Genomic DNA, 23570 nt, shown 5'->3' on the forward strand with positions numbered 1-23570 from the left:
GGACTCTTGCTTCTTTACGGTTCGTTAGTTGCTTCGGGCTCAGTTGAAAACCTATACGAACGCTTAATAGTACGAGTCGCGACCGAAAGCCGCGCCGTTACTTGAACTTCGCGCACCGTGCTTTCGTCGCCTATCGATTTGGCGGCATCGCCGATGGCAATCTCAACTTGTGCGGCATCCAGGCTGGGGATCGTGCCGGCGGGGAGTTCCCAGGTCTCGCCGCGATAGTCGGCTGAGCTTTGTAGTTGTTGCCAGGCACGTTGGATACCGGCGGCTAACAGCAGCTCGGTCTGTCGTACTTGGTGCTGCGTGCGCAATGCTCGTCGCGTGTCCAGCGCGGTACGCACGGATGTCGTGACTATTGAAGTAGCGATCGCCAAGCACACCAGCACTCCGATGAGTATGGAACCCGCTCGGCTTGTTCTCGAACGTGCGATCATGGCGACCCTCCTGTCGTTGTGTCGTTGCCCAGAAACCGACCGAGAACCGCTTCAACATGGAGTCGCACCTGTGGCGGAACGCCGACCAAGTGCGTTTCCTTGAGGAGAGTCAACACAGCGCGTGCCGGTTCGGCCAGCTCGGTGAATTGCACTTGGTAGTCTTGCGGGAAGGCGTACAGATCGTGGTAGGCCTGATTCTGCTGCGTCTTAGCATCCATACGTTGTTGCAAGCGAATCAAACCGGCCGGCTGCACTTGGTAGGTGATGGGACCTTGCCCGGGCACTTCGAGCTGCAAGGTTGGTGCTTGCTTTGATGCGAGTTGAGTCTGCTGGACAATGAACGTGATGCTCGTAGCTTGGTGAACATCGCTACGGAATTGCCGTGAAAGTCGCAGTGCTGTGCGCTCGACCTGAGATTGAGTGCGAGTGCCCGACTCGACGCGCATCGTACGGCTAACCATATTGATAGCCAAACCGAGCAGCACGCTGCCCACGGAGATCGAAATCAACAATTCCACGAGCGTGAATCCCCGGGAGCGATGACGGCGATGCCTAGTTACTTTCATGGCGTGCCCTCGTCTGTTTTCACCTCGGTATTCGGTTCAGCTTCGCTCGCGGTCTTTGGGAGCGGATCGACCCAACCGACTAGCGACACGGGGGAACTCTTGCCGAGACGATCCCAAGCTAACTGCATGAGAAGCCGCGTGCCGTATTCATCGGAGAGCAGCTCAACGGAAAGTTTGGGATTGGGCAACGCGGCCTCGATTTGTTCTGAGGGCTTAATCTCTTGGATTGCCGTGGCGAGGTTCGCCTGGTCCAGGGTCGTGAGACGGTCGAGTTGATTGGAAAGCTCATCAAGGGCAAGGCGATAGTGGCGTGAGTCTTGCCACAGGCGACCCGTGCGTACCGTGAGAGAACCGACCACCGACAGGGCCACCACCAGCAACGTGGCAGCGACAAGCAACTCGGTAAGCGTAAAACCAGCGCGGTCTGGTGCCTTGCCTTGGGCAGAGGTCCGTCCTTTTCGCTTTGTGTTAAATCGGTTCATCTGGTTAACCCAGCATTTCAATTAGTTGGTACAGGGGAGTCATCGTGGCGAGGGCAACAAACAGCACAGCCGCAGCCATGAGCAGAACGACGCAGGGCAGTAGCGCGTCGAGATAGGCATCCAGGCGTTGCGCTACACGGCTTTCCTTCCAGTCGGCCAAGTGCCGGAGGGTCCAAACGGTCGAATCGGTTGTTGTGGTATGCTGCAAGGCGCGAGATTCGGCGGGCGAGAGCAGTCGCGCTGTCGCGAGACTTTGCCACAGGTTGGCTCCCTGTTCCACTTCGTTGCGCACGAACAGCAATCGCTGCCGCACCCAAGAGTCGTAGTGATAGCGGGCTAAGGTCGATAGCGTGCCTGGCAACGGCCGTCCCGCTTGGTGCGCAATCGCCAGTAGGTTCAGCAGGCTACCAGAGCGAAGCTGCCTGATCGGTTTGAAGAGTCTCGTTACAACATGACGCCGAAAAAAACGTCTTGGCCATTTCGCTCGCGTAAGCCAAACTCCCAGCAGCAGGACCACGATCAGTAGCGGGGTGAGTTGAATCGCTAAATTTGCAATGCGATTGAGAAGGTGAAACGACTCTGTGCCTTCCAAATAAAAGTCTCGTAAGATGGCATGGAATTGGGGGAATATCTTGACCACCAAAAAAGACAGCACCAGTAGGAGAAACACTCCGAGCAGCGTCATGTAGGCGCCGATCTGCCTGAGTCGATGGCCAACCTGACGAATCGTTTGATCAGATTGGTCGGTCAATCCGTCGAAGACTTCTGCAATGGTTCCCGATTGCATGCCAAAACGCACGGCGAGCGACTGTTCGTCAGAAAGTGTGCCGGGGGTTTGCTCCAGCGCATCGGGTAAGGGAGTTCCCGTGTTCAAGCGTTGCGCAAGGCGATAGAGTCGCCGCCGATAGCGGCCCCGATGTTCCTTGGCAAAACTTTCCACCAGCGGCGCAAGTTCCAGGCGCTCGGCGAGGCCCGCCGACAGAATCCGTAGTAGCCCCTGCTGCTTGGAAGCAAGCGTATCGGCCGGCCACCAGGGCGTGCTGGTCCAACGCGACCAGGGCCACGCGGGAAGATCAGAACGCCCAAAGAAGCGTGCAAAGGTAGGAAACAACTCACTCAAAACGAAAGCCTTTCATGTTCTCTAGCTAACTCTTCTCTCACTAATCAATCAAACCGTTAATCAAGCTCACCAACGGCATGAACAATGCGATCACAACGAAACCGACGACCAGTCCTACCGCAATCACTGCAAAATGGGCCAAGTAGCCACTCGACCAACTCTGCCGGTCGCGAACGCGCGTGGAATAAAGTTTGGCCAACTGCCGCAGCAGCCGGATGCTCGGTCCGCTGTGCTTGCTGGGTTGCAGAGCATGGACCAACGAGGTGGGTAAACGTCGTGCCGCGACAGACTCCTGGAAATTAAGTTCCTGGCGCATCCGCTGTGCTTGCTCGACCTCTTCTGCGAGTTTCCAAGCTGTTCGCCGCGTTGTGATTAATTCGACACCGTTGCTCGCCAAGCGTAGTGCCGCCGGCAGTGTGAGCCCTGCGTTGAGAGATTCGGCCACCAGCCGCGATAGGCGTCCCATCGATGCAACTTGCAAGGAACTACCCATCGTGAGCGCGTTGCCCAAACGTCCCGGGGGGCCGCCCTTGCGCACCGCGCGAAACACGCTATGAATCCCAAGCGAGAGTGCGAGAATCGTCAGCGAGAAAGCGACCGGATGATCGAGAGTGAAACGCGATATGGCCACCAACAGTCGAGTGATCGTTGGAAGTTGTATTTCGAAGTCGTTGTACATACTGTCAAAGACCGGGACGATGGAGACGCTCATGAAGATGAGCACGAGCAGCGCGCCCAAGCAAACAAGCGCCGGATAGAGTAGTGCTCGAATCCACTGCGAGCTGTTTTTATTCTCACGCAGAGCTTCGCCAAACATGGCGCTTAAATCTAAAACACTGCCTAAAGATTGCTGAGCATTGCCTCCCTGTCCGAGTAGCAACAACCACGGAGTGTCGGGATCTTTCGGATCACAGATCTCCTCGGCAGTGGCGCCGGATTCTAGTCGAGCAACGAGACGGCTCAGCTTGCGGCGCGAACTCCCTGGCGGTAATTCCTCTGCAAAGGCAGCGAGCGCCGGCACGAGCTGCTCGCGCTGCTCAAGCACTTGGGAAACTCGCTGAACGAGAGGCTGCTGCTCTTGCGATAGTTTATTGACGAGCGGCACCTCCAGGGATGGGGCACTTGCCGCCAGCTCGATGGCTGTTGACTCGACCACGATTTTTTCCAGCGATGTTACCTGCCTACCCTGAGCTTCGAGTTGCGCGGCCGCATCGGCAGCGCTATCGGCGGTGATTTGGCCGCGTTCCACGGAGCCCCCTTCATTTGGGCCCTCTGTATTCAGTGCTTCGTAAATGAATTCAGGCATGACGTTGTGGAAAGGACGGCTCAAAAATTAGGAAAAGTCGTGCGAGCGGCGAGGCCCTCAAGCAGTTGGGAAAACGGGCCGAACAGACACAGGCCATAGGCGAGCACTATGAGGCCCCCTACTGTGACACCTATGGCAGTCGGTAGCACCACCCGCCACGTTGCCGCGCGGTGTTGCGCGCGGCTGCGATAAGTCATTTCTGCGAAGAGCAATATCTCTGGCAACGATTGCTCGCCCAAATCACCGGTGAGCGCCCACCTCAACAGGGGCGGCAACGGGCGCAGGTGCTGGGAATCCGCAGGCAGGGTGTTCTCTTGCGCGTGCGATCTCGACAGCGCGTGTGCCGCGGCAATCAACGTCTGATCCTCCGTCACGGCCGCGGCCACGGGTAAGCTCTCGGACATCGACAAGCCGTTCTCGAGGAGCAGCCCTAGTTGATGCGCAAAGTTCGCATGCAGGGTGTCAGCTTGGTAGCGCCGTGAGCCGGGCACCAGTCGCTGCCAATTCCCTCGCCCACATCGCCACAGCAACACGCCGACGAACATAAGCAGCGGAACGCCGATCGCCCAAATTGGTAGGCTCGTGCGTAGAAACATGAGCACTTGGGTATACCAACCGGGCGTCTGGCCAACTTGCACGTACATATTTTCGACCGTCGGTGCATACACCAGGCACAACACGATCAGGCCCAAGTAAGCGAGCCCAAGAATGATTAGTGGAGAGATCAACGAGCGCGTAAGCGTGCCGCGAAGCTTTCCCTCTGCGGTGGCTGTACGGCTTAAGGCGTCAAGCGTTGCAGAGAGCCGATTGCTCCGTAGCCCCGCTTCCAAAGCACTGCGGTAAACAGGCGGGAGTTCCCCGTTCTCTGTCGTTGCCGCGATTAACGATTGCCCTAAATCCGATCGCAGCGTGAGACTGCGATCGATCCGGCTTAACTCCTCTGCGACGACATCTTCGTTGTCCTGAGGGGCAAGCTGCGAAGGAATACCCACCTCAGCCAGCGCCGCCAGCTCGTCGTTAAGTGCCAACACATCTTGGAGAGTGATTTCGGACATACCTTAGAAGCAAGAGAATTTCGTAACAAACCAGAAACGAGATGTGACCAGCCCTGATGAGGCGAGGGACGGCGCGACTATCCCATTGATGCGCGGAATCGAGGGATCTGTCTAAAGAAATGGTTTTTTAAGTTTTACCGCGAAGCGGTTTCTTCTTTCAGCCCAGGGTTGCGGCGCCAGCCTCTACCCTGGGACGAGAGATAATTTTGATCATTTACGCGTCACACGCGCTCTGATGCAGCCAGGACGGAACCCCTGCGGGGTACGTGACTTTGCACTTCGAAAACCAGGGTAGGCCACTGCGTGACCAACCCTGGGCTGAAAGTCGCAACGCCGTTGGTGTACACGAATCCCAATACGGTTCCGAAGCCGGCAATCACTTTAATGGTTTCGATCCAGCCTGCGGAAGTCGTGAAGCTTGTTCGCGACGAAGATCGGAGAACACTTCGAAGAGCGCCCAGGGGGCATCGACACTGCCCTTAACCACCTTGTGGGTGGCTCGGCGGTGGAGTTCCTCGCTATCGGCCGAGGCAACTTTGGGGAACGCAGCGGCAAGGTAACCGGGCAGTCCCATGATGATTGCCAACAGAACGGCAAACGACAAGCTGCCTAGTGAACGATTCAGACGCTGCATCCGGCGAGCATCCCGTGCTGCCTCGATAACTCTCGGTCGCAGGTCCTCGGTCGGTTGGGCATAGCTGGCGGCGGCACGCACGATCGACTCCAACTGTGCGAAATCAGATGGCGGTTCGCTCGAATTGCTCTTGCTTAAATCCCCATTGAACAAGTCAGGACTAAACGGATTATGGTTGAAGCTAGGCACGCGGCACCGTCCTCTCTGTGCCGTTGGCCCTTTCGGGTCGGTCCACAGGGTCGAGCTTCTGCTGAAGCTTAGCCATCGCGTAGCGATAGCGACTGGCTGCGGTGTCGGGCGGGACTTCGAGGACTTCGGCGATCTGGGCAAACGTCATGTCCTCCCAAATCTTCAGCACAACGACTTCGGACTGCTTGGTGGGAAGAGTACGCAACGCACTCCACACGGCCCGATAGTTCTCTTCCGTTTCTAGCTCGTCGACCGAGCGATGCGTCGATAGATCGATCAGACTGCCCGCGAAGATCAACCGCTTCTGCCGGCGGGCAATGAGCAACGACTCATTGCGAACCATGCGTAACAAGTAAGGCCACGGCTGATCTGTCCGGCAAAATTTCCTCAGATTTCGCGCAACCAGAACCAGAGTCGCCTGCACGGCATCTTCCGCGTCGTGCTGGTTCCGCGTGATCGTTGTGGCATAGCGCACCAGTCGCTGAGAAGTGAGATCAAACAGCCCGCTGAGCGCAGACACACCACTCTGGGTGAGACGTTCGACGCAGACCGTCAACTTTTCAGGAAAAGTGGGGAGCTGATCCATACCCCTTAACGATGCGCGTTCCGGGGGAGTTTGTCTACAATTCCCGATATTTTCCCTGAAGGACGTACATGCCATGCAGTCAGTGCTCACACCTCACTTCAATAGCAGCAGTTAGCAGACATTCCTGCGTCCTTCGGGCCTGCCGCCGCCCGTGAGGCGTGGGCCGTCGCAGGTCAAGCCAACTTCCATAGAGATAGGGTATGACGACCTCCGGTGGTAGCTAGATATTCAGGGTATGCAGGTTCGAACTCGCAGTGCAATCCAATTACTGGCCGTATTTCGCCACAAGTCACATGCCAGTAACTACTTAGGGTCCCCCCGGGTGGCTATGTCGCCTTCTTTATCCGTTTTTTCGGAAATTCAGGATACCAATTTCCCCCTCGGCGCGCCTTACTAGGGTGTGGCTTTTAGCGGAGACCTATCGAGAGATACTGACCTGCCGGCCGCCTTCACTTCAGGCCGGGCCTTCACTTGAGATAGCGGATGAGTGCCGAGTTCCAGAACGAGCCAGGTGGCGAACGAGGAAGCAATGGCTCTGCCCATTCTGCGCAAAGCATGCCTAAACAGAATACCGCTGAGCAAGACAAGCACCGAGACGCGTTCGCGAGGCTCTTTGCGAAGCACGATCGCTGGTTGTTTGCTTATTTGGTAACACTGCTGTCCAGCCCGGCAGATGCAGAAGAAGTATTTCAGGAGATCAGTGTGGTGATCTGGCGGAATTATGAGCGGTTTGAGCTGGGTACGGACTTTGTGAAGTGGGCAAGCGTGATTGCTCACAACCAGGTCCGCAAGTTTCGCCGTCAGGGTCGCCGGCGAGGATTTCAACTGAGTGATGCGACGTTGGATTTGATGGCCCAAGAGACAACTCGCCGGGCAGATCTTTTTGAATTTCGTCGCGAAGCGCTCCGCCACTGCATAGAGCAACTACCTGAGAATGACCAGCAACTAGTCCAACTTTGCTACAGCGACGACGGCGGTAATTTCAAGACCGTCGCGGAGAGCATCGGCCGACCCGTGAATACCGTTTACAAAGCCTTGAATCGCATCCGTCGTGTCTTGCACGAATGTATCGACAGGAAGATTGCGCAGGAAGGCCTGCTATGACTCGCCCCAGTTACACTAAATTCAACTACTCGAAGCCGCGCATGCTGACACTCCTGGGCGAGCTTTGCAACGATACGCTTACTGATGCCAACACGAACCAGATCGCGCATTGGTTGGAAACCGAGCCGCAAGCCCGAATCATCTACGCCAACTACATGGCGATGCACGCCGAGCTTTATAGCGAGCCGGCGTTACTTAGCACTCCAACTTCTCTCGTTAATTTGGATCAGCCCGCAGGCGCTAGAGTGAAGAAGTCGCCATTTCGCGGTTGGCATTTACGGGGCTGGCACCTGGCTTTGGCCGCATCGTTGGCGGCAGTGGCACTAACTGTGGGGGCCTGGCTAGTTCGCGACGGTAGCAACCTAAGCAGTGGACCGGCTATGGCAGATGCTAACGACGCATCTCCAGGCTTACCTGTTGCACAAATCACTGGCACGCACAATTGCTTGTGGAAAGACAATAGGCAGTCCGTTGGTTATGGCGAGCAGCTTGCAGCGGGCCGTCGTTTGGAATTGGCCGAGGGATTGGCGGAGATCACCTTCAACGATGGCGCTACCATTTTGCTAGAAGGCCCCGCTTCGTTCGTGGTCAGCGGACCTGCCACTGCTGAACTCGATGCCGGTCGCCTTGCAGCGGTGGTACCCAGTCGTGCAAGTTCGTTCCGTGTATCGACCCAAACGCTTGACTTGCTAGACGCCGGCACGGAATTTGGGCTGCACGCCCTCGACTCAGGCGCTTCTGAGGTTCATGTATTTAACGGCATCGTAAGGGCCGACGTACTCGACGCGAGGGGGCGGCCACGCGAGCGATTGCAGCTCAACGCCACCGAAGCGGTACGCATCAATCCTGTCTCAACAACGGTTATGGAGTTTCCTGCGGATGACGGCAAGTTCATTCGCAGCTTGGCCTCTTCAACAGGTCCGCACGATGGACTGCTCGCCTACGAAGGGTTTACGTATCCGGCCGGTCCGCTGACCGCTCAGAATGGCGGCTTCGGGTGGGCGGGGCCTTGGTTCAGCATTGCTGCCGACAAGGTCAAAGGCCGCGATACCAATAGCGTCGCCAAGGGAAGCCTCGCCGTCGAAGGCATCGTTCCCCTGGGTAATCGCGCCGCACTAACCGGTCACGAGAATCGCATTCGTCGAAGCTTGGCAACCTCTGTCGGGGGGGGCTTTGATGCCGCCGGACTCGTCGAAAACCAGGATGGCGTGCGGCTGATTGGGCGGGATGGCAAGCAGGTTTTTCTGAGCTTCGTACAGAGAGTTTCCAAAACCGAAGACGAATTCTATGGCCTGGAGTTGCATCGGGGTGACGGAAACGCCAATCGCGTTCTCTGCCTGGGCCACGGTGACGAGGGTGCGGGTTACTGTGCGACATCGAACTTCAACATCTATCGAGCGGAAAACGCGGTTCCACTAGGGACTGAAGACACTACAGCCCACCTGTTTGTAGTTAAAATATCCTACGGCACGGATAATCGTGACACCTTGGAGGTGTTCCGCGACCCACGACCGCTGCATGAAGAATCGCGACTGCAGCCCGTGGCGAAGTTGCGCGGGAACTTCGCTTTCGATCGCGTGAGCTTGGCAAACTTCCACGGAGAGAAAATTCACGAAGTAGATGAACTGCGAGTGGGTACCAATTACGCAGCAGTCACGAAGCGTTGGGGCGGTAATCGAGGGCGACTGATTCGTCGGGTGGCGAACCGTCAGTTCACTTATCCAAGCCTAAAAGAAACAAAACACGGCTTGTCACTCGTAGTGGCGAGCCACGGATGGAATTGAGAAGAAGGCATGTATTGAATTCGGAGGGACGTTGTTTTGGGCACAGCACATTGAACTCTGTGACTGAGACCACACATTTTTTCTTTCTTAGGGGTTAGTCCCCGGAGGTAGCATCATGAAGTTTATTGGAAGTTTACTGGCCGTAGCACTGCTAGCGATGCCGGCTTTCGCGCAGCCGCTTGTGGATGGTACGCGTGACGCCAGCTACGGCGCGGCGCTAGCCGTTCAGACTGTGCAGACTCAGTTTGGCGACAACACCGACCCTGCCGGCTTTAGCAATGAAGGCGAACTCGACGCGGGTTATGCCACGATCAGCGGTGGCAGGCTCTACGTCATGCTCACTGGCAACATTGGGCAAAACTTTAACAAAGTGAGCGTGTTTATCGATTCAGTAGCGGGCGGTGAGAATGTGCTCAATGGCGCTCTCGCCTACGACTTCGGGGACGTGTCGCAAAACTTTGGCGGCTTGACCTTCGATACCGGTTTTGAAGCGGACTATCACCTGTTCGGTCGTTGGAATGGCGGCCCGTTCGAGTTGGATATCGTCGATCGCGCTGCAAGTACTGCGGGCAACGAATTCGGCAACTTTGGCGCAGCATCAGTTGTTGCTGGCGCTGTTCAGAGCGGAACCATCTCCGCGGGCGGTACCGCAACAACCAATGCTGATGGCGGAGGGTTCTTAACCCAAGATGTCGATTTTGGTTTCAACAACACCAACATCCTCGGTGTTACGGGCGGAACGGCTGCTTCTGACCCAGTTGCAGCTGCTGCGGTTCTGACTGGATTGGAATTCTCGATTGATCTTGCGGACCTGGGTAGCCCAGGGGTCGGTGATGAAATCAAGATCCACGCCGCCTACGGCAATGGCGACAACAACTACCATTCCAATCAGATCCTCGGTGGCCTACCTGCCCCTCAGGGCAACCTAGGCAGCGATGGAAGCGGGAACGGCACTGGGAATCTGGCTGGAATTGATTTCAACCAGTACGGTGGAGATCAGTTCTTTACCATTACGGTTGTGCCCGAACCGACCTCGATGCTCCTCTTCGGCCTCGGCTTAGTAGGACTCGGCTTAGGACGTCGTCGCAGCTAGTTGGCGGTGCGGAGAGTTGTACAGAAAGATTGACGAACCTGGCAATCCGCCCCGTCGCACAACTGTGCGACGGGCGGGGAGTCGGTTTACTTTTCAAGCGAGCCAAGACCTTGGTTCCAAATCAACGGAAGAATTATGAATCGTCAGAACAGAACAAATCCCAGGGCAAGACAACTTCGCGGCTTCACCCTCGTGGAACTGCTCGTGGTGATCGCAATCATTGGCGTCCTGGTAGGCTTGCTCTTGCCCGCGGTGCAAGCCGCCCGCGAAGCGGCCCGGCGGATGAGCTGTGGGAATAACTTAAAACAGCTGGGGCTGGCTTGTTTGACGTTCGAGAGCTCCAACGGGCACTTGCCGGTAAGCATCATGCGCTATCCTGAAGATCAGTCCTACGAAGGTGGATCTTCGCCTGTTTGGGTTGGTCCGCCAGGTGGTAAAATGGCTGCCGACAACGGGGGCCCCGGTTACAGCGGCAAGGGTTGGATTGTCGATGTGCTGCCGCAGATGGAACAGCAAGCTGCGTATGACCGAATCATCGAGGCTTGCAAGCTGAGGCCAGGCAAGCAGTTCGCTGCTTTAGCGACCGCTGGTCGAGGAATGGGCGATGCTGCGATACGCGACATTGTAAGTACACAACAACCCTTCTTAACCTGCCCCTCGGACGGCTCGGCTGTGGCTTCTGACAAGCAGTACTGGTGGGGAAGCTGGCCCACCGGCGCTGGCATCCTGGTGGGGACGACTTCCTACAAAGGTGTTATCGGGGATTCGATTATCTCCGGAACGGCCAATGGACAGGACACAATCTTCATTGACTCCGGTTCCACACCCGATTGCCACAACACGGTCGACTGCAATGGACTGATCTGGAGGAATACGTCTTACGATCCTGTCGAACTACGTCAGATCTCTGACGGACAAAGCAATACTTTCATGGTGGGTGAAGGGGTCGTCTCTCAAGACTTTCATTCGGCAGCTTTTTTCGCCGATGGAGACTGGGCAACCTGTGGAATACCGCTGAACTTCTTTATCTTAGACCTCTCTGAAGAGGAGATAAAGTCGTCGCATTGGCACGAGACCCGTGGCTTCAAGAGCCTACACCCGGGCGGTTCTCAATTTGTACTGGCCGATGGATCGATGCATTTCGTGGCCGAGGGTATCGACACGCAAACTTATCGTGGACTAGCCACGCGCAATGGTGAAGAGGTTGTTTCCCTAAACAACTAGATGACGAGACAACTAGCAGGTCAAACAACGAGTAAGCCTAGTAAGCACAGACATTTAGCAGGGTTTTCGAATGACAAGTAAGCGTTGGTTTCGAGAGGTCCTGACCGTTGCGCTAGTTGCAGTCACCGTGGGCTGTGGTGGTGTCTACGATTCAACGATCAGCGGCAAAGTATCGCTCGACAATCAAGCGCTTTCCCGTGGTGCCATTACCTTTCAACCGATCACATCAGGTCCCCCCTCAACGGGGCGAATCAAAAGCGACGGGAGCTATCGAATAAGAACCGGCAGTGAAATCGGACTACCTCCGGGGGAATACAAAGTAACCATCCGTGCGAACGAGGCTCCAGCGAATGCCGTCAGCAAAGATGGCGGACCGCCACCAATAGGAAAACGCATCACACCCGTCTGGTACGACCGTGCGAGCACCACTCCACTGTCGTTTCAAGTCCAACCAGGACCCAATACTTACGACATTGAACTTTCCGAAAAACCACCCGAAGGCTGGGTCGATCCAGCCAAGAAACGTCGGCGTTAGAAAGCAAGCAAAGAAACCTCTTCCATGCATGACACTCAAGCACCAGCACGAAACAGACCGCGCATTGCCTGCTGGGCTTTGGCGCTGTCCTGCGCGGCTTGGGTAGCTGCAACGAGCGGAATGCAGCCTGCATCCGCACAAGATGCTTCGGCTCCTGCGATGCTGCAAATTTTTGAAGCTCGTTGGGAGACCGTTGAGAACCGCATGGCCGATATTTTTGACATCGGCTACGGTCGCCTCTGGATACCTCCGACCAGTCGTGCCGATTCAGGTGACCAATCGGTGGGCTACGACGTCTACGACCGCTTCGACCTGGGCACGGGCCGTCGCCCAACTGCCTATGGTTCGAAGGTGTCGCTCCAACGCATGATTGAAGATGCCCACGACGCGAGTGTCGATGTCTATGCCGACTTGATTCTCAATCATGCCGGCTTCAGCGACCTCTCCAACTTCGATAACTATGGCACCCCAAACGATCCGTCCGACGATGTGACTTTTGCGGAAGCGGGCGGATACCCGGGCCTGGCAATCACACTACCTGGAGATATTGATGGCGATTTTCACAGCTCCTTTGAAACGGGCGATCTGAATGGTCGTTTGGCCGGACTCGTGGATATTGCTCAAGAGAAGAATCACCAGTTCATTCGCAATCCCGTCGCCGTGGGCGATCCTAATAATATTCCTGCTGGTACGGCTGCCGCTTTCGGTCGCATTGCCAACTTGCCCGACGCGAATAACGCCCGTTTCTATCCGGACCAAGACCTCGGTGGCACACAATTCGACGTCGACCCCGGTCCAGGCGAATTCCTTGTCACGCGTTACGACTTCAACCGGGTTAACCCACTAGCCGGCGATGCGGTTGTCGAGACGGCCGAGCAACTCTTGATGCGCCATGCACAATGGATGATTCAAGAAGTGGGCCTCGATGGTTTCCGCTTAGATGCGGTCAAGCATATGCCAACCAACACGCTCACGCTGCTGGATCAGGCTGTCTACAAGGTGAACGACCGGTTGCAGCACGATGGGAGCTACAAGCCCGTGTTCTCTTTTGGTGAAGTACTGGATGGCAACACGGGCACGCTGCAGAATTACATCAACTCCAATTTGCCCAACCCCTCAGCCATCCCGGCCGACAACTTCGAAGTGCGCGGCAATCGCGATGTGCTCGATTTCCCCCTCTTTTTTGCTATGCGTAGCAATCTCACCAGCAATGGTTTGGGAAACAACTGGCACAACATTCGTAACGCAAGCCAGGACCTCAACGACGACGGGCTGCACAACGGCAGCCAGGGCGTGTCATTTGTCGACAGTCACGACAATCTGGGAGGCGGTTTCCCCTTCCTCAAGAATGTCGCTTACGCCTACACCCTCATGCGACCGGGCAACGCGCTGGTTTATACCAATGCGAAAGAATTTGGCAGTGGACGAGATTTCCCAAATACTGGTAAGGTCGATGCGCTGGGCGGCGTTTTCGGCGAGACGATCACCAAGCTGGTTGAAATTCGCAACACGCATGGCCGCGGAGATTTCCGCGAACGCTGGCTCGACGACGGGTTCAATCCCGATGGTTTTTCCAATGTTTACATCTACGAGCGTTCCAACTCTGCGATCGTCGGGTTGAACAGTCGCAACGACGACTTTGTAGAAACGCGGAACGGTGTGCAGACTGATTTTGCGCCCGGCACGGTGCTGGTTGAGCTCACCGGTAATGCCGCCGACTCGACAGTCGATCCGGGGGGAGCGATTCCCGATACCCTTCGTGTGAACGACAACGGGGGTGGCATTGGCGTTATCGACATGAGCATTCCCAGCAACGGTTCGCACGGACGCGGCTACGTGATCTACGGGCTGGCGACTCCCCAGGGGTCGCTTTCGTTAAGCAACGTCTCGTCCACGATGCAGGGGGCGACCCCCACGGTGGCAACCAACGGAACCGCACGACTGGCGGATATCGATGTCATCACCTCAGACACGTTCGAATTGCAACTCAACACAACCGCCGTGACCTTGCCCGCGCCCCCCGGGGAAGCAACTCCCTATCGAGACTTTGATGCCGACGGCGACAACGCACTTTTCAAGTTTGACGAAGGCCAAGACCTCAACGGCAACTCAGGAATCGACCACACGACTCCCGGATCCGTGGTGTACGGATTTGAATTTTTCACGGATACGCGCATCCCCGGTTATATCGACGATGGCAGCGGTGGGAACTCAGGCTCGGGCAGTGGAACCTACACTCAGACAATTGATGCGACGCAACTGGCTGAGGGGCGGCACTATGTAACCACCCGTGCTTTCCGTCACCGCGACGACGGTCCAGCTGTGTTCACCGACTTCAAGAAAACCATCTATATCGATCGGTTGCCCGCCGATAGTGCGGTCGTAAGTTTCCAGCCGTATGAGAGTAACCCCGCAGCGGTGGAGGATCGCGACCTGATCGTGCGGAACCCAGATGGTACGGCCAACAATATGCATATCTTCCTGGATAAAGCAGCCGCTTTGTCGGACGCACAAATCCTGGCACTCGCACAAGGCTCGTCGAACAACGGGCAAGCTGGGCAATACGATCGCGACGCGTGGGTCTCTGGCTTTGAGAACGTACCATTCGGCAACCATGTGGCAACGGTGGTTACCTACGAGGCGACCGGAAATGTTGGGATTCAGCGCCATGTGGGACTGTTCGTCGATGCGGGAATTGGCGCTGGCTTCGGTGATCTGGACGCCGACGGCGTTTATGAGAACAGCGATCTGTCGGGCACGACAAATGGCTCGTTTGAGGCGGTGCTCTATTCGCAAGACACCCAGTTCAACCCAGCAGCGGATGTCGATGGCGATGGTCGCGTCACGAATCTTGATTTGTTCCTCCTCGGCGACGAGCTGATCGAGGGAGGGGCCGGCTTTCTCACCCAGCAAGCTTTCGATGGCGTGCTGGTCCGCCGCGGCGATGTGAACAACTCGGGTACCACCGATGGCAACGACGTGGCTGAGCTCCATGCTGGCTTTGGCGGCACCGCTTGGATCGACGACTTGAATGCTGATGGCAGCGTTGACATCGACGATGTGGCGACGCTTGTCGACGATTTGGTCGGCACCAGCCGCGGGGATTTTGATTTGGATCGTGATGTTGACGGCGGAGACTTTCTCGCTTGGCAACTGGGAATCGGCGGCAATCGTTTCGACCAGGGAGATGCCAACCTCGACGGCGTCGTCGATGCAACCGACCTCGGCATTTGGCAAGCTGAGTACGGCTTCATCGCCGCAGGATTCGGATCTGCGATAGCCGCATCCTCAGCGATACCCGAACCGTCGTCACTCGTGCTCGTCAGCCTCGGCTTGCTAGTCGTTTGTAGCAGTCGCAAGAAGTCAGTTCGCCACAACCAATTTATGCAGTAACCAACCAACCTAGTAACCAATTCACTCAGTTCTTGTTTATTTGAGAGGGACAAAAATGACACGCAAACTAAAATCAGTGAGTGTTCTCGCAGGGCTGTTGTGCCTGAGCTTAACGCTCACCGCCGAGGCACAAATCATCGTGGATGGCACGGCCGATGCTAATTACGGCCCCGCGCTATCAACACAAAACACCAATACCGAGTTTGGCAACGCCGACTCGGGTGATCCGCTGAACCCAGGCGGTGGATCGGAGATCAACCAGGTATTCGCAACCGTTAGCAATGGCCGGCTTTACGTTTCGATTACTGGCAACTTGGAAGCGAATTTCAACAAGCTGGATGTTTTTCTCGATGTCAATGCTGGTTCAGGTCAAAACACGATCGATGGCTCGACGCTTCCTACCGACGTCGATCACTTTTGCTGTGGTGGCGAAAATTCTTCGACAAACGCCTTGCAAAACATTGAAGGATTGCATTTTGACACCGCTTTCAAAGCAGACCATTACCTCACATTTGCTAACGGCTTCGAAACGGTCCGCCCCGGTGAGAATGAGTTGAAATTCTATGCTCTCACCTCGCACTATTCCGACCTCAATGGAGGTGTCAACGGTCGTCGTGGGGCCTTAGGAATGCAACTCGCCCAGAACGGGCTGCCCCAAGTCCTGCGCGGCACGACGGGTGACTTCGATACCGATGGCAATGTGGATGGCGGTGAGTTTCTCACTTGGCAACAGAACAACGGCGGCACTGAGCTCACGCGTGCTGCTGGTGATGCCACTGGCGAAGGAACTGTCGACGCGGCTGACCTGGATGTTTTTCAAGCTACCTATGGCTTCGATGTGGCGACTTCGAGCTTCGATTCCTACTACTTCGCTCCGCAGAACCCTAGCGCTGACAACTCCAACGCTCTTTTAGGTCCGACACTGCCCAATTTGGCACAAGGCCAGTTGATCGATAAGAACTACGCACTCTCGCCCACCGGCGGGGAAGGAACCGACGACGAAGGCACGAATCTAATCACACGCGAGCTAGAGTTCGTGCTGCCAGTTGCCGCCAGCGATCCTACAAATGCCTTCAACCATCGCGATATGGAAAATATTGTTGATCTGGAAATGGCGATCAACAACAGTAACACGGCAGGGGTGAATGGCGACTCTGGTAACACGGGCGAACCTGGCGATCCTCCTCCTTATGAGACTCCTACCGCAGGAGACCCAGGAAACGTAGTCACCGGCATCGAGTTCTCCATTCCTCTTTCTGAAATTGGCAATCCCACTGGCGACATTCGTATCGCAGCATTTGTCAATAGCGGCGATCACAACTACGCATCTAACCAATTCGCCGGAGACGGTATCCTCAGAGGGAATCTCGGCGGTGATGGCGTGGGTGGGTCCATTGGCGATCTGCTCGGAGTAGATCTCAGCGCGATCGCTGGCGACCAGTTCGTCACCGTGAGCCAAGCAGTGCCAATCGCCTCAGCAGTTCCAGAACCAAGCAGCTTGGTTCTGTGCTTGCTGGCCGGTTGCAGTGGGTTAATTCGCCGCAAACGTTAAAGGTCGTTTTCATGCGAGGGGCTGCGTTCATTTGCTCAAATGCGAGGGCAGACGCGGCCCCTCTTTCTCTATCAAGTTAGCTCTTGGGGCGGTGGTTGTGGCTGGAAATATTGACTTTGCTCAGGGACGGCTAACTCGCATCCCCTCAGCGCTAACGCTGGCTGCAAGCTTAGTACTGGTACTGCCGGTCGGTTGCAGCCCTAATCAAGGGCCACGCACCGAGCAAGCCTCTGCGGAGCTTGAGTCAGTAAAGACGAGTGAAGTCGCAGCCGCGAATCGCGATGAGGCGGCTATCCCTTCGCCCGCTTGGCCAGAGGTGAAGGGAAATGCGACCGTCCCGGAGTGGGCCGTGGATGCGGTGTTCTATCAGGTGTTCCCGGAACGCTTCCGCAATGGCGATAGCTCCAACGATCCCACGCGCGAGTCGCTAGAGTTTCCTGATACCGTCGCAGAGAACTGGGCCATCACACCTTGGACGGGCGACTGGTACGCGCGAGCTGATTGGGAACAAGCCGACGGTGACAATTTCTATGAGCACGGTGTTTTCAATCGACGCTACGGCGGAGACTTGCAGGGCATTCTCGATGGGCTGGACTACCTGCAATCGCTCGGCGTGAACACGCTGTATCTAAATCCTGTATTTTACGCTCGCTCGTTGCACAAGTACGACGGCGCTTCGATGCACCACATCGATCCCTACTTTGGCCCCGATCCGGCGGGCGATTTCGCTCTAATGGCTAAAGAAACAAGCGCTCCCGAGACGTGGCAATGGACGGCGGCAGACAAGTTGTTTCTCAAGCTTATTGCCGATCTGCACCAGCGCGAAATGCGGATCATCATTGACGGCGTGTTCAATCATACAGGGCGCGACTTTTTCGCTTTTGCGGATCTGATGAAGAACCAAAAGAAATCGCCCTACAAAGAGTGGTATATCGTCTCGACTTTCGACGATCCCGAGACGCCAGGCGATGAGTTCAAGTACAAAGGTTGGTGGGGCGTACACACGCTGCCCGAGTTCACCGACATTCATCAGGGTGCCGATCTTCACCCGGGCCCGAAGCAGTATGTCATGGACATTACCAGCCGCTGGATGGATCCCAACGGCGATGGCGACCCGAGTGACGGCATCGATGGCTGGCGATTGGATGTGGCGAACGAAGTACCCATTGCCTTCTGGAAGGATTGGAACGCACATGTGAGGCAGCTCAACGGAGCGGCTTATACCGTCGCCGAGCATTGGGAGGACGCGGCTCAGTTCCTAGCAGAAGGCGGGTTTTCCGCTACGATGAATTACCATGCCTTTGCATTCCCAGTGAAGGGATTTTTGATCGACGGGCAACTCTCGGCTCATGATTTCGCCCGCGAGCTAACGCTCCGCCGCCAAGACTTCCCGCCAGCGACGTCGTTTGTGCTGCAAAACTTGATCGACTCGCACGACACCAACCGCCTGGCGTCGATGATTGTGAATCGCCCTGACTATGAAAAAGCACAACCTTACTTGCAGCCTCACAAATTTGACTACGATGTCAGCGAACGTGTCTCGCCACGTTACTGGAAAGAGTGCAATGTCCAGGCACCCAATGCCGAGGAGCGAAAGATTCAGCGGCTCGTCGTGCTCATGCAGATGACCTACGTTGGCGCTCCGATGATCTATTACGGCGACGAAGCCGGTATGTGGGGTGCCGACGATCCGTGTGATCGTATGCCGATGGTTTGGCAAGACATGACGTTCGAGGACCAGTCGCATGATCCACTCAATCGCCAGCGCACTCCCGATCCCGTGAGCTTCGCTCAAGGGCTATTCGACTTCTACCAGCAGGCGATTTCGCTTCGCAGCGAGCTTCCCGTGTTACGCCGCGGCTCGATAGCGAAAGTGCTAACCGACGACGATGCGCAAGTCTATGTGTTTCAGCGGAAGCTGGGTGATCGCCAAGTGATCATAGCGATCAATCGCGGTGCAGAAGCATTTACAGTTACATTGCCCGAGGTGAGTGAGTCGAAGTGGGAGGTAAAACTGACGACTGGCTTTGAAGGGGACGAGTCCCCGCAGAAAGAATTCACCCTGCCGGCCCACGAAGGCGTGGTCCTCTATCGCTAAGGCGTTACTCCCCCTCAATATGCTCGACGCCACTCGCGAACTTCCCGCCAACCTGTATCGCCGAAAGCCGGCCTGGCGTCTTCTTGCCATAATCGGTCTCTTAATCACGCTCTCAGGCTGCAGCAAGCAGGATGACCGTCACGTGATCCAGCTTTGGCACCAAATGGTCGTCAACGAACGCCTGTTTCTCAATGAACTCGTAACCGAATACGAAAAGCAGCATCCCGAGATCGATGTTCGGCTCGTGTTCAAAGACACAGAAGAACTCCGCAGCAGCTTTCAAGCTGCCGCTCTCGCGGGCGTGGGCCCAGCGATTGTTTATGGGCCGAGTGATGTGCTGGGCGCATATCACACAATGGGAATCATCGCTGATATGACTCCTTGGTTGGATGAGAACGCGCGTGCGAAATTCAAACCGGGCGGGCTCACCTACCTTCCTGCCAAAGACGGTCCTCAACGCGATGATTCTCAAAATAGGGATCTCGTGCAGGTGTCGGATCGCTTTGGCAATCATTTGGCACTAGTCTACAATCGCAAGTTTGTAGAGACTCCTCCGCAGACTGTCGAAGAACTGATTGAGATCGGCCGCCGCAACACGCTCGACGAGGACGGCAACGGACGCAACGAGCGCTACGGATTGGTTTGGAACTACGAAGAGCCCTATTTTGCTGTACCGTTCATCACAGGCTCGGGTGGCTGGCTGTTTGCCAATGAGGAGAACACCGAGCCGGATCTGGATACTCCGCAGATGGTGGCGGCTCTGCAGTTGATCGACGATCTCCAACGTGTCCACGGAATCGTTCCTCGCGGCTGCGACTATGAGACGGCCGACTCGCTCTTCAAATCGGGCAATGCCGCTATGATCATCAATGGCGATTGGAGTTGGGGGGACTACCTTGCTTTGGAGCGTATCGATGCTGCCATCGCTCCACTGCCAATCGTCACGGAAACGGGACAGCCCATGGGACCGATGATCTCCCCCAAGGGATACTCGCTAAATAAGAATGCGACGCCTGCCCAGCGCGATGCTGCGATGCAACTAATCACCTACCTCACAAGCGAATCTTCGCAGCGACGTGCCCTGCACTCGCTTCGTATTCTGCCCTCTCGCACTGCGCTGTACGACGATCCCCTGCTCACGCAAGATCCCACGCTCAAAGCATCGCGAGAACAGTTTGAACAAGGGCACCTAATGCCTTCCGGCTCAGAGATGCGTGCCGTGTGGGATGCCATGCGGCCACCCTACCAAGCTGTGCTGGGAGGAGCAATCTCCGCGAAAGACGCCGCCGCCGCCATGCAAGCTAATGCCGAGCAGGCCATCTCCTTGCTGCAGCGCGACGACCAGGAGATCGGCGGAAGTTGGTTGTGGGCAGCTCTGGCAAGTGCGACCACGCTGGGATTGTTGTTCTGGCAACGTCGCGGACTGGCAACTTTGCTGCCCGACATGCGCCGCCAACCGTTGGCCTACTTGCTTGTTGGCCCGGCCATTGTGCTGATCTTCCTGACCGTTGTGTTTCCCTTTTTCTACAATCTGCTGCTCTCCTTCTCGAACATGTCGCTCACACATTTTCAAGATTGGGGATTCGCTGGTTCACAAAACTACATCGACGTGCTTGGCGACGGCCAGTTCTACGCGGTTCTGCTGAAGACCATCATCTGGACGATTGTAAATGTCGTGTTCCATGTTGGCATTGGCATACTGCTGGCTGTAGCACTGAACGGACCGATTCGAGGCAAGGCGATTTACCGCGTGTTGTTGATTCTCCCTTGGGCAGTGCCGGCTTACATTACGGCACTCACTTGGCGCAGCATGTTTCATTTGGAGTATGGAGCGGTGAACTTGCTGGGCAATCAGTTGTTCGGCATACCGCCGGTCAACTGGCTTGGCGAAGCAACCAACGCGTTCATCGCCTGCATTATCGCAAATGTATGGCTCGGGTTTCCTTTCATGATGGTCATTGCCTTGGGCGGACTACAAGGAATCCCACAAGACATGTACGAAGCCGCGCGAATCGATCGCGCATCGCGTTGGCAACAATTCCGTCATATTACGCTCCCGTTGCTCAAGCCGGTCCTCGCTCCGGCGGCCACGCTCGGCGCTATTTGGACATTCAACAACTTAAACGTCGTCTGGCTCGTGTCCAATGGTGGCGCTCCTTCTAACAAGACACACATCCTCGTGTCCTACGTATACAAGGAAGTTTTCAATCTGTACCGCTATGGCTACGGTGCGGCGCTCTCCATGATTGTCTTCGTCATCCTGCTCGCCTTCTGCCTGGTCTTCCTGCATCGAGCAAAAGCCACGGAGAACGTATATGGTTAGCGAACCCAAACGCATCACGTTCTTGCGGCATGCCGTGCTCTTGTTGTTCGTGGCGATCAGCGTCTACCCGGCGCTCAATGTGCTATCGATCTCCCTGCGCCCCGGCGATCAACTCAAAACGACCGATCTTTCGATCATCCCGGACAACTGGACGTTCGATTCCTACATCGCGTTGTTCACGGAGCAACCATTCCTGCGTTGGCTAGCAAACTCGCTGTTGGTTTCCTTCGCGGTAACCGTCACCGGCGTGGCGCTCGCTGCAATGGGAGGATACGCGCTTAGTCGATTTCGTTTCGTGGGGCGGCAAGCCCTAATGCTCTCGATCCTCACGACGCAGATGTTTCCCGCCACAATGCTCCTGCTGCCTTTGTACATTCTGGTGGCCAAGCTGAACCTGATGAATACTTTCCTGGGCTTGCTTGTGTTTTATGTCTCCACTGCCCTGCCCTTCTGCGTGTGGCAAATGAAAGGGTTTTACGACACGATCTCGCCTTCGCTGGAAGAGGCGGCCCGAGTGGACGGTTGCTCGCGAATGGTCGCCTTTCGCCGGGTCATCTTGCCACTGGCGGCGCCCGGCTTGGTGATCACGGCCTTGTTCAGCTTTATGACCGCCTGGAGCGAGTACATCGTTGCCGCCCAGGTCTTGCAAGATCGCGACATGTTCACTCTCCCGTTGGGTGTGAAGAGTTTTCAAGCCAGTATGTCTACCCAGTGGGGGCTCTACGCAGCGGCCGCCATTTTGGTTAGCGTGCCGGTGGTCATCGTTTTTATTGTGCTTAGCAAATACCTGGTATCCGGCATGACTGTCGGAGCTGTCAAAGAGTAGTCCCTTCGCTTTCGTTTCCCTTTCAAGAGTTCTCCTTTCAGAATAAGTATAACTGTCGTGGCAACTGTCAGCTTTCGCAATGTGAACAAGGTCTATCCCGATGGATTTCACGCCGTTCATGATTTGAATTTAGAAGTGAAAGAGGGAGAGTTCCTTGTGCTGGTCGGGCCCTCAGGGTGCGGAAAAAGCACCACGCTGCGCATGCTCGCCGGGCTGGAGGAGATTTCCTCCGGTGAGATCGCCATTGAAGATCGCGTAGTGAACGCCATCGAGCCGGGTGATCGCGACATCGCCATGGTCTTCCAAAACTACGCGCTCTACCCGCACATGTCGGTTCGCGAGAACTTGGCCTTCGGCCTAAAAATGCGCCGCACGCCAAAGCAGGAGATCGCCGAGCGCACCGCCGAAGTGGCGAGTACTTTGGGAATTGAGTCGCTGTTGGATCGCCGACCGCGCGAGCTCTCCGGCGGGCAACGGCAGCGTGTGGCACTCGGGCGGGCAATCGTGCGGCAACCGAAGGTATTCCTGTTTGACGAGCCGCTCTCCAATCTCGATGCCAAACTGCGCGTGCAAATGCGTGCCGAGATTGCATCATTGCACCATCGTTTAAAGACCACCATGGTGTACGTAACGCACGACCAAGTGGAAGCGATGACTCTCGGCGAGCGCATCGTCATCATGAACCACGGACGCATTCAACAAGCTGCCGCTCCACTGGAGCTCTATCGCCGCCCGGCAAACCGTTTCGTCGCGGGTTTCATCGGCAGTCCGCCTATGAACTTCCTGCGAGGGACTCTCAAAGACAGTATGTTTCAGAGCGAGGGCATGTCGATCCAACTTGCCAACGTTTCCAACGAAGCCTTGTCGCACGAGGGGAACGTGTGGCTAGGTTTCCGCGCGGAGGACCTCGTCTTGAATAGCGATGGGCCCAGCCTGCCTGAAGTTGAGTTAGAAGTCGTGGAACAAATGGGGCACGAGTCGATTGGCTACTTCACGCTCCTGGGCGAGCGACATTCGATTCGTCTTCCCGCCACCAGCGAAGTCAACCCAGGCAGCCGCATCGTGCCGCGACTTCGCCCTGCGGGTTGGCACTTATTTGCTGATGACGAAGAAGGTTGCCGCTTTGCCCGCGAAAATGAGACAGCGCAGGTTTGAAATCTGCCTCGTTGAGGAACGCTGCCTGGCAATATACTCAGTCGCAATGCGCCAACGGAGTCCCCGATTCAGGCAGCGTTATTCAGCATCAACGTCTCGCCTCAA

Annotated in this window: 19 protein-coding genes; 11 read left to right on the forward strand and 8 right to left on the reverse strand. The window is 56.1% G+C overall.

The features are described from left to right. Positions 1-14: 14 nt before the first annotated feature. The 8 genes from HG15A2_RS19620 to HG15A2_RS19655 all read right to left on the reverse strand — a co-directional run bounded on the left by HG15A2_RS19620 (position 15) and on the right by HG15A2_RS19655 (position 6378). Entirely contained in the window at positions 15-440 is a 426-nt protein-coding gene (locus HG15A2_RS19620) for a hypothetical protein (RefSeq protein WP_145062512.1), read from the reverse strand. Beyond that, positions 437-1006 carry a PulJ/GspJ family protein gene (locus tag HG15A2_RS19625; RefSeq protein ID WP_145062514.1) on the reverse strand — a complete coding sequence of 190 codons (570 nt, stop codon included), beginning with the start codon at positions 1004-1006 and terminating at the stop codon, positions 437-439. The genes HG15A2_RS19620 and HG15A2_RS19625 overlap by 4 nt, the downstream gene beginning before the upstream one ends. Next, entirely contained in the window at positions 1003-1488 is a 486-nt protein-coding gene (locus tag HG15A2_RS19630; protein WP_145062516.1) for a type IV pilus modification PilV family protein, read from the reverse strand. Before HG15A2_RS19630 ends, HG15A2_RS19625 begins: the two co-directional genes overlap by 4 nt. A gap of 4 nt (positions 1489-1492) precedes the next feature. Then, positions 1493-2608, reverse strand: coding sequence for a type II secretion system F family protein (locus HG15A2_RS19635; protein WP_145062518.1), 1116 nt, complete (start codon positions 2606-2608; stop codon positions 1493-1495). A 40-nt stretch (positions 2609-2648) separates the two neighbouring features. Next, positions 2649-3914 (reverse strand): type II secretion system F family protein, encoded by a 1266-nt coding sequence (locus HG15A2_RS19640; protein ID WP_145062520.1) that lies wholly within the window; start codon positions 3912-3914, stop codon positions 2649-2651. Positions 3915-3934: 20 nt separating this feature from the next. Beyond that, on the reverse strand, positions 3935-4969 hold the full coding sequence (locus tag HG15A2_RS19645; protein ID WP_145062521.1) for a type II secretion system F family protein: 1035 nt from the start codon (positions 4967-4969) through the stop codon (positions 3935-3937). Positions 4970-5345: 376 nt separating this feature from the next. Continuing rightward, the gene (locus tag HG15A2_RS19650; RefSeq protein WP_145062523.1) at positions 5346-5792 is read right to left on the reverse strand and encodes a hypothetical protein; all 447 of its coding nucleotides are present in this window, start codon (positions 5790-5792) and stop codon (positions 5346-5348) included. Then, positions 5785-6378 (reverse strand): RNA polymerase sigma factor, encoded by a 594-nt coding sequence (locus HG15A2_RS19655; RefSeq protein ID WP_145062525.1) that lies wholly within the window; start codon positions 6376-6378, stop codon positions 5785-5787. Before HG15A2_RS19655 ends, HG15A2_RS19650 begins: the two co-directional genes overlap by 8 nt. A 483-nt stretch (positions 6379-6861) precedes the next feature. Here HG15A2_RS19655 and HG15A2_RS19660 point away from each other — a divergent pair, with 483 nt between their 5' ends. From HG15A2_RS19660 to HG15A2_RS19710, 11 genes are all read left to right on the forward strand, one after another. Further along, positions 6862-7482: a sigma-70 family RNA polymerase sigma factor gene (locus HG15A2_RS19660; protein WP_145062527.1), complete on the forward strand. Its 621-nt coding sequence runs from the start codon at positions 6862-6864 to the stop codon at positions 7480-7482. Further along, a complete protein-coding gene (locus tag HG15A2_RS19665; protein WP_218932112.1) occupies positions 7479-9266 on the forward strand; it encodes a FecR domain-containing protein in 1788 nt (595 codons plus the stop codon). Before HG15A2_RS19660 ends, HG15A2_RS19665 begins: the two co-directional genes overlap by 4 nt. Before the next feature lie 115 nt (positions 9267-9381). After that, positions 9382-10359: a PEP-CTERM sorting domain-containing protein gene (locus HG15A2_RS19670; RefSeq protein ID WP_145062531.1), complete on the forward strand. Its 978-nt coding sequence runs from the start codon at positions 9382-9384 to the stop codon at positions 10357-10359. A 135-nt stretch (positions 10360-10494) separates the two neighbouring features. Beyond that, a complete protein-coding gene (locus tag HG15A2_RS24685) occupies positions 10495-11583 on the forward strand; it encodes a DUF1559 family PulG-like putative transporter (RefSeq protein WP_246117797.1) in 1089 nt (362 codons plus the stop codon). 70 nt (positions 11584-11653) lie between these two features. Continuing rightward, on the forward strand, positions 11654-12118 hold the full coding sequence (locus tag HG15A2_RS19680) for a carboxypeptidase-like regulatory domain-containing protein (RefSeq protein WP_145062533.1): 465 nt from the start codon (positions 11654-11656) through the stop codon (positions 12116-12118). Between the two features lie 120 nt (positions 12119-12238). Continuing rightward, positions 12239-15511: a PEP-CTERM sorting domain-containing protein gene (locus tag HG15A2_RS19685; RefSeq protein ID WP_218932113.1), complete on the forward strand. Its 3273-nt coding sequence runs from the start codon at positions 12239-12241 to the stop codon at positions 15509-15511. 55 nt (positions 15512-15566) lie between these two features. Then, positions 15567-17063, forward strand: coding sequence for a PEP-CTERM sorting domain-containing protein (locus HG15A2_RS19690; RefSeq protein WP_145062537.1), 1497 nt, complete (start codon positions 15567-15569; stop codon positions 17061-17063). Between the two features lie 97 nt (positions 17064-17160). After that, positions 17161-19161 (forward strand): glycoside hydrolase family 13 protein, encoded by a 2001-nt coding sequence (locus tag HG15A2_RS19695; RefSeq protein WP_218932114.1) that lies wholly within the window; start codon positions 17161-17163, stop codon positions 19159-19161. A 19-nt stretch (positions 19162-19180) separates the two neighbouring features. Further along, a complete protein-coding gene (locus tag HG15A2_RS19700) occupies positions 19181-21484 on the forward strand; it encodes an extracellular solute-binding protein (protein ID WP_145062539.1) in 2304 nt (767 codons plus the stop codon). Further along, positions 21477-22310, forward strand: a complete 834-nt coding sequence (locus HG15A2_RS19705; protein ID WP_145062540.1) for a sugar ABC transporter permease — start codon at positions 21477-21479, stop codon at positions 22308-22310. Before HG15A2_RS19700 ends, HG15A2_RS19705 begins: the two co-directional genes overlap by 8 nt. Positions 22311-22367: 57 nt before the next feature. Continuing rightward, the gene (locus tag HG15A2_RS19710; protein WP_145062542.1) at positions 22368-23465 is read left to right on the forward strand and encodes an ABC transporter ATP-binding protein; all 1098 of its coding nucleotides are present in this window, start codon (positions 22368-22370) and stop codon (positions 23463-23465) included. Positions 23466-23570: the final 105 nt, after the last annotated feature.

This window comes from Adhaeretor mobilis (assembly GCF_007741515.1).
Lineage (GTDB): Bacteria > Planctomycetota > Planctomycetia > Pirellulales > Lacipirellulaceae > Adhaeretor > Adhaeretor mobilis.

What these genes read in the sequence shown, in the direction of transcription:
- HG15A2_RS19705 (WP_145062540.1), top strand. Translation starts at nt 21,477, where the DNA reads ATGGTTAGCGAACCCAAACGCATCACGTTCTTGCGGCATGCCGTGCTC.
- HG15A2_RS19640 (WP_145062520.1), bottom strand. Translation starts at nt 3,914, where the DNA reads ATGCCTGAATTCATTTACGAAGCACTGAATACAGAGGGCCCAAATGAA.
- HG15A2_RS19645 (WP_145062521.1), bottom strand. Translation starts at nt 4,969, where the DNA reads ATGTCCGAAATCACTCTCCAAGATGTGTTGGCACTTAACGACGAGCTG.
- HG15A2_RS19680 (WP_145062533.1), top strand. Translation starts at nt 11,654, where the DNA reads ATGACAAGTAAGCGTTGGTTTCGAGAGGTCCTGACCGTTGCGCTAGTT.
- HG15A2_RS19660 (WP_145062527.1), top strand. Translation starts at nt 6,862, where the DNA reads ATGAGTGCCGAGTTCCAGAACGAGCCAGGTGGCGAACGAGGAAGCAAT.
- HG15A2_RS19685 (WP_218932113.1), top strand. Translation starts at nt 12,239, where the DNA reads ATGCAGCCTGCATCCGCACAAGATGCTTCGGCTCCTGCGATGCTGCAA.
- HG15A2_RS19690 (WP_145062537.1), top strand. Translation starts at nt 15,567, where the DNA reads ATGACACGCAAACTAAAATCAGTGAGTGTTCTCGCAGGGCTGTTGTGC.
- HG15A2_RS19670 (WP_145062531.1), top strand. Translation starts at nt 9,382, where the DNA reads ATGAAGTTTATTGGAAGTTTACTGGCCGTAGCACTGCTAGCGATGCCG.
- HG15A2_RS19630 (WP_145062516.1), bottom strand. Translation starts at nt 1,488, where the DNA reads ATGAACCGATTTAACACAAAGCGAAAAGGACGGACCTCTGCCCAAGGC.
- HG15A2_RS19625 (WP_145062514.1), bottom strand. Translation starts at nt 1,006, where the DNA reads ATGAAAGTAACTAGGCATCGCCGTCATCGCTCCCGGGGATTCACGCTC.
- HG15A2_RS19620 (WP_145062512.1), bottom strand. Translation starts at nt 440, where the DNA reads ATGATCGCACGTTCGAGAACAAGCCGAGCGGGTTCCATACTCATCGGA.
- HG15A2_RS24685 (WP_246117797.1), top strand. Translation starts at nt 10,495, where the DNA reads ATGAATCGTCAGAACAGAACAAATCCCAGGGCAAGACAACTTCGCGGC.
- HG15A2_RS19655 (WP_145062525.1), bottom strand. Translation starts at nt 6,378, where the DNA reads ATGGATCAGCTCCCCACTTTTCCTGAAAAGTTGACGGTCTGCGTCGAA.
- HG15A2_RS19665 (WP_218932112.1), top strand. Translation starts at nt 7,479, where the DNA reads ATGACTCGCCCCAGTTACACTAAATTCAACTACTCGAAGCCGCGCATG.
- HG15A2_RS19700 (WP_145062539.1), top strand. Translation starts at nt 19,181, where the DNA reads ATGCTCGACGCCACTCGCGAACTTCCCGCCAACCTGTATCGCCGAAAG.